The organism is Actinomycetota bacterium, from assembly GCA_005774595.1.
In the GTDB taxonomy this organism is placed as follows: domain Bacteria; phylum Actinomycetota; class Coriobacteriia; order Anaerosomatales; family D1FN1-002; genus D1FN1-002.
The window spans coordinates 1-4,826 of sequence record VAUM01000135.1 but is presented as its reverse complement, the minus strand read 5'-3'; the positions used below and the strand labels follow the sequence as shown (position 1 = coordinate 4,826).

At 70.9% G+C, this 4,826-nt stretch carries 6 protein-coding genes; all 6 read right to left on the bottom strand.

The window, feature by feature from the left end; all coding sequences use genetic code 11:
* The coding region (locus FDZ70_06445; protein ID TLM76672.1) for a ribonuclease PH at positions 1–590 on the bottom strand (590 nt) is incomplete at its 3' end.
* Positions 591–616: 26 nt separating this feature from the next.
* Positions 617–1,363 (bottom strand): MBL fold metallo-hydrolase, encoded by a 747-nt coding sequence (locus FDZ70_06440; GenBank protein TLM76671.1) that lies wholly within the window; start codon positions 1,361–1,363, stop codon positions 617–619.
* Positions 1,364–2,278: a glutamate racemase gene (locus FDZ70_06435; GenBank protein ID TLM76670.1), complete on the bottom strand. Its 915-nt coding sequence runs from the start codon at positions 2,276–2,278 to the stop codon at positions 1,364–1,366.
* An 83-nt stretch (positions 2,279–2,361) separates the two neighbouring features.
* On the bottom strand, positions 2,362–2,607 hold the full coding sequence (locus tag FDZ70_06430; protein TLM76669.1) for a hypothetical protein: 246 nt from the start codon (positions 2,605–2,607) through the stop codon (positions 2,362–2,364).
* A gap of 279 nt (positions 2,608–2,886) precedes the next feature.
* Entirely contained in the window at positions 2,887–3,948 is a 1,062-nt protein-coding gene (gene cheB, locus FDZ70_06425) for a chemotaxis-specific protein-glutamate methyltransferase CheB (protein ID TLM76668.1), read from the bottom strand.
* Between the two features lie 16 nt (positions 3,949–3,964).
* A partial coding sequence (locus FDZ70_06420; protein ID TLM76667.1) for a response regulator occupies positions 3,965–4,826 on the bottom strand: 862 nt, incomplete at its 5' end.

The window sequence follows — 4,826 nt, the reverse complement described above, 5'->3', positions numbered from 1 at the left end:
ACGTTCATGTCGACCTCGGCGGCGGAGTCCTCGGCGTAGTCGAGGTCGAGCACGCGGACCCCGTCCACGATGCCGACCGACGTCGCCGCGACGTGATCGGTCAGCGGCAGCGACGAGATGCGCCCGGCGGCCTGCCAGGTCGCGAGCGCGTCGCGCAGGGCGATCCACGCGCCGGTCACGGCGGCGGTGCGCGTGCCGCCGTCGGCTTGGATCACGTCGCAGTCGACGTTGACGGTGTACTCCCCGCCCAGCCCGCCGAGGTCGACCACGCTTCGCAGCGAGCGCCCGATCATGCGCTGGATCTCGTACGTACGCCCGCCGACGCCGCCCGGCCCCGTCTCGCGCCGCGAGCGCGTGTGCGTCGATGCCGGCATCAGCGAGTACTCCGCCGTGACCCAGCCCAGGCCGCTGCCCTTGCGCCACGACGCCACGCCGTCGGCGATGCTCGCGGCACACAGCACGCGCGTGTCGCCGAGCTCGATGACGCACGATCCGTGGGCGTGCTTCAGGTAGCGGCGGGTGATCCGGACGCGCCTCAGCGAGTCGGCGGTGCGGCCTTCGGAGCGTTGCATGGTGCGGGCCTCTCTCATCGGGTCCGGTGCGATCGTAGTGGTCCTCACAGGTCGAACGAGTCCATCTCGGACGGCAGCGAGACGGGCCCGGGGAACTCCGCCTCCGCGTCCCGCAGTATCTCTTCCCGGTCGTTGGCGGGCCAGATGTGCACGAGTGCGAGAGCGGCCGCGCCCGCCTCGCGCGCCAGTGCGCCCGCCTCGCGCGCGGAAAGATGCGGCGCGCGTCCTGCGTAGCGCTCGGGCAGCGTCGCCTCGGCGATCAGCAGGTCGCAGCCGCGCGCAGCAGCGAGGATCGCGGCGCCGGGCGCGGTGTCGCCCGTGTAGCAGACGAGTCGGCCGGCGCACTCGACGGTGAGCGCGAACGACCCCTCCATGTGGTCGACGGGGAACGCCGTCACGGTGAGATCGTCGAACGCCAGCGGCGCTCCGGCGACCAGGCCGCGCTCGTCGAACGCCTCTGCGAGCGATGCGCGACCGCGCTCCGAGAGCAGGGCGCCCATCCGGTCGATCAGCCCGGCGGGAGCATGGAGGCGCAGCGAGCCGGCCGGGCCCTGAGGCGCATAGCGGAGCATCGTGTGCAGGGCGTACAGGTCGACGAAGTGGTCCGGATGGGCATGGGAGATGACGACCGCGTCCAAGGCGAGCGGGTCCGCGACGCGCTGGAGGTTCGCGAGGACGCCGTGCCCGCAGTCGAGCAGCACTGCCGCGCTCGCGCCCTGCACGAGGCAGCCTGCGCACGCCTGCCCGGGACCCGCGTACGAAGCGGCCGAGCCGAGCACCGTCACCCGCATCTAGGCGACCTCGGCCTCGTAGACGGCCAGCGCCGCCTCCATCTCGGACGTGACCAAGGCACGAAGACCGTCGACGGCCACGTGCTCGGCGACCGGGATGCCCCGGCGCATCACGCGCGAGCCGAGCATCGCGAACTCGGCCGCGTCACCGGTGGTGAAGACCTCCACGGCGCCCGCGCCGCCGTCGCGCAGATGGCCGCGGCGCTCGAGCGTCTCGCGCACCTCGCGCGCGGTCTCCTCGGCGGAGCTGATGAGACGGACACGCGGGCCGATCGCCTGGCCGATCGACGCGGACAGTAGCGGGAAGTGCGTGCAGCCCAGCACGAGCGTGTCGATGCCGGCGCGCTTGAGCGGGTCGAGGTAGTCGCGCGCCATCTCGTAGAACGACGGCCGGACGAAGACCTCGGCGGTCTCGGAGATCCAGTCCTCGAGCTGGCCGGGGCCCATGCGCAGCCCCTGTTCGACCACGTCGACGAACTTCGGCGTCGCGGCCGAGAACACCGTCACGCCCTCGTCGAGCGCCCGGACCGCGCGCGAGTAGGCGCCCGATTCGACCGTGCCGACCGTGCCGATCACGCCGACACGGCGGTTGACCGTCGCCTGGACCGCCGCGCGGGCGCCGGGCTCGACGACGCCCACGACGGGCACGTCGAACACGCGCTGCGCGAGCGCGAGCCCGGCGGCCGTGCCGGTGTTGCAGGCCACGACGATGAGCTTGACGCGGCGTCGCGTGAGCCACTGCCCGATCTCGAGCACGAACCGTCGCACCTCGGAGAGCGGACGCGGGCCGTAGGGGCAACGGGCCGTGTCCCCGAAGTACACGACGTCCTCGGCAGGAAGCGCGCGGACGATCTCGCGCGCGACCGTGAGGCCGCCGAGGCCGGAGTCGAACACGCCGATGGGCAGGTCGTCCATGCCTGCGAGTATACGCGAGAGACACCGAAGGGCCCCTCGCGAGGGACCCTCCGGTGAGGCCACGCATGCCCGCCCCTGACGCGCTACCCGGCGAGCGCCCGCCATTCGCGGCGCCTGTCCGCGCAACCTGTGGAACCCCACGCGTCGAGGACCCGCTGGTCGGCGACGATCGCATCGACCAAGGCTTCGAACTGGTCCTTGGTGATGCCCATGATCGGGACGCCGGCCCGGTTCGAGGCGGTTGCGAAGATCATCGTCGCGGCAGCGGGACCGAACGACTCGTGAAGGACGCTCTTCACGTGCTGGTCGATGATGTGCTTGTGGTCCACGGCTAGCATCCCCTCTCACCCCCGGCAGTCGGCGCGCCGTCGGACGGCACGAGGGCGAGCGCGGGCCTCTGCGTCACCGCCCGATCATGTGTGTGCATGTGTAGAGGCATGACGCCCTCACCCCTTCCGGTCCAACGCCGCTGCCTTCCCGTGCCGGCGGGAGGAGCGAGGAGCGGCCGTGACGTTCACATCCTTGTAGCAAGTATCGGGGACGATCGCGCGGAATCGAGCAACCTGAAGAAGCCTGACCCGACGAGCGGTCGCGCGACCTCCAGGGACTCAGTCCTCCGAGGTCATCGCGACGAGTTCCGCGGGGATCGCGCCGACCGGGAGCACCGTGCTCGCGGCGCCCATCTCCTTGGCGGCGCGCGGCATCCCGTAGACGGTCGAGGTCTCCTCATCCTGCGCGATGGTATGGGCCCCCGCCTCCCGCATCATCTTCATCCCCGCGGCCCCGTCGGCGCCCATCCCGGTCAGGATGACTCCGATCGCGTGGCGGCCGTGCGTGCGCGCCACCGAGCGGAACAGCGTGTCGGCCGAGGGTATGTAGAGTTGGCCGCGCTCCGGCGCGGTGAAGCGGAGCGTCGCGCCGTCGACCTCGAGGTTCAGGCCCGTAGGTGCGAAATACACGTGGCCCGCCTCCATGCGCGCACCGTCCTCGGCCGGGACGACCCGCAGCTTGCACCCGGTCTGTAGCCACGCGACCAGCCCGGGGATGAACCCGTCGGCGATGTGCTGGGCGACCACCACAGGCAGGGCGAAGCTGCCCGGCAGGGCGCCGAGTACCGTCATGAGCGCCGAGGGGCCGCCCGTCGAGGAGCCGATGGCAACGACCGCCGAGCCGCCGACGTGAGGCATCGGCGCGTGCACCGGGCCCTCGGGCAGGTGCTCCGGCGGGCGCAGCTTGCCGCGGATGTGCGTGATGACGCGGACACGGGACAGGATCCGCACGCGACGGATGATCTCGGAGCCGATGCGCTCGAGCTCGGCCCAGTCGCGCGGCTCCGGCTTCTTGACCACCTCGAGCGCGCCGCGGCCGAGCGCGTCGAACGCACGCCCGACGCCCTCGCCGTGCACCGAGGAGGAGACGACGAGGATCGGCACGGGCGTGTAGGCCATGATGTGCTCGACGGCCTCGATGCCGTCCATCTTCGGCATGTGGATGTCCATGGTGACGAGATCGGGCTTGAGGCGCGCGACGGCGTCGATGGCCTCCTGCCCGTCCGACGCGACGCCGACGACCTCGATGTCCGGGTCGCTCGTCAGGATCTGGGTGAGCATCTCCCTGGCGACCAGGGAGTCGTCGACGATCACGACGCGGATGCGGCTTCCTGCCGGCACAGGTTCCCTCTCGCCTCTATCTGATGAGCCGCTCGACCGTGTCGAGCAGGGTGTCCTGGTTGAACACCGACTTCGTGATGTAGGCGTCCGCACCGGCGTCGATGCCTTCGGCCTTCTCCTCGTCACGCTCGAGCGAGGTGACGATGATGACGGGGATCTCGTCGAGCGCCGGATCGGTCTTGATGGCGCGCGTCAGCTCGAAGCCGGTCATGTTCGGCATCTGCACGTCCGTGACCACCGCGTCGACGTGCAGGCCCTCCTTGAGCTTGTTGAAGCCCTGGGCGCCGTCCATGGCGACTTCGACGACGTAGCCGGCCGCCTCGAAGATCGACCGCTCGAGCTCGCGGGTCGTGAAGGAGTCCTCGCAGATGAGCACGTGACGCGGGCCGGCGGCCTCCTTCTCGGCCGCCTTGACCTCGCGCGGGCGCAGGCCCCCGGAGAGCATGCGCGCGTTCTGCATGAGGTCGGGCACGTTCAGGATCGGCACGACCTCGCCGGCCCCCAGGATGGTCACGCCGGCGACGTTGTCCACCTTCTTGAGGTGACTGCCGAGGTTCTTGATGACGATCTGCTGCTCGCCGACGAAGGAGTCGACGATGAAGCCCATCCGGTGGCCCGAGAAGCCGACGACCGCGATGGACATCTTCGTGCCCGCCTGTTCGACGGGCGGGATGCGGAGGACGTCGGCGAGGCGCACCAGCGGGATCGTGCGCTGCTGCCGGCGGATGACCTCGCGGCCTTCGACCTTCAGGACCTCGGCCGGATCGATACGCAGCGTCTCCTCGATGCTCGCGGTCGGCATCGAGAAGACCTGGCCGCTCACGCGCAGCATGAGCGCGCGGATGATGGCGAGCGTCCGCGGGATGGTCAGGCGGAAG

What these genes read in the sequence shown, in the direction of transcription:
- FDZ70_06435 (TLM76670.1), bottom strand. Translation starts at nt 2,278, where the DNA reads ATGGACGACCTGCCCATCGGCGTGTTCGACTCCGGCCTCGGCGGCCTC.
- FDZ70_06440 (TLM76671.1), bottom strand. Translation starts at nt 1,363, where the DNA reads ATGCGGGTGACGGTGCTCGGCTCGGCCGCTTCGTACGCGGGTCCCGGG.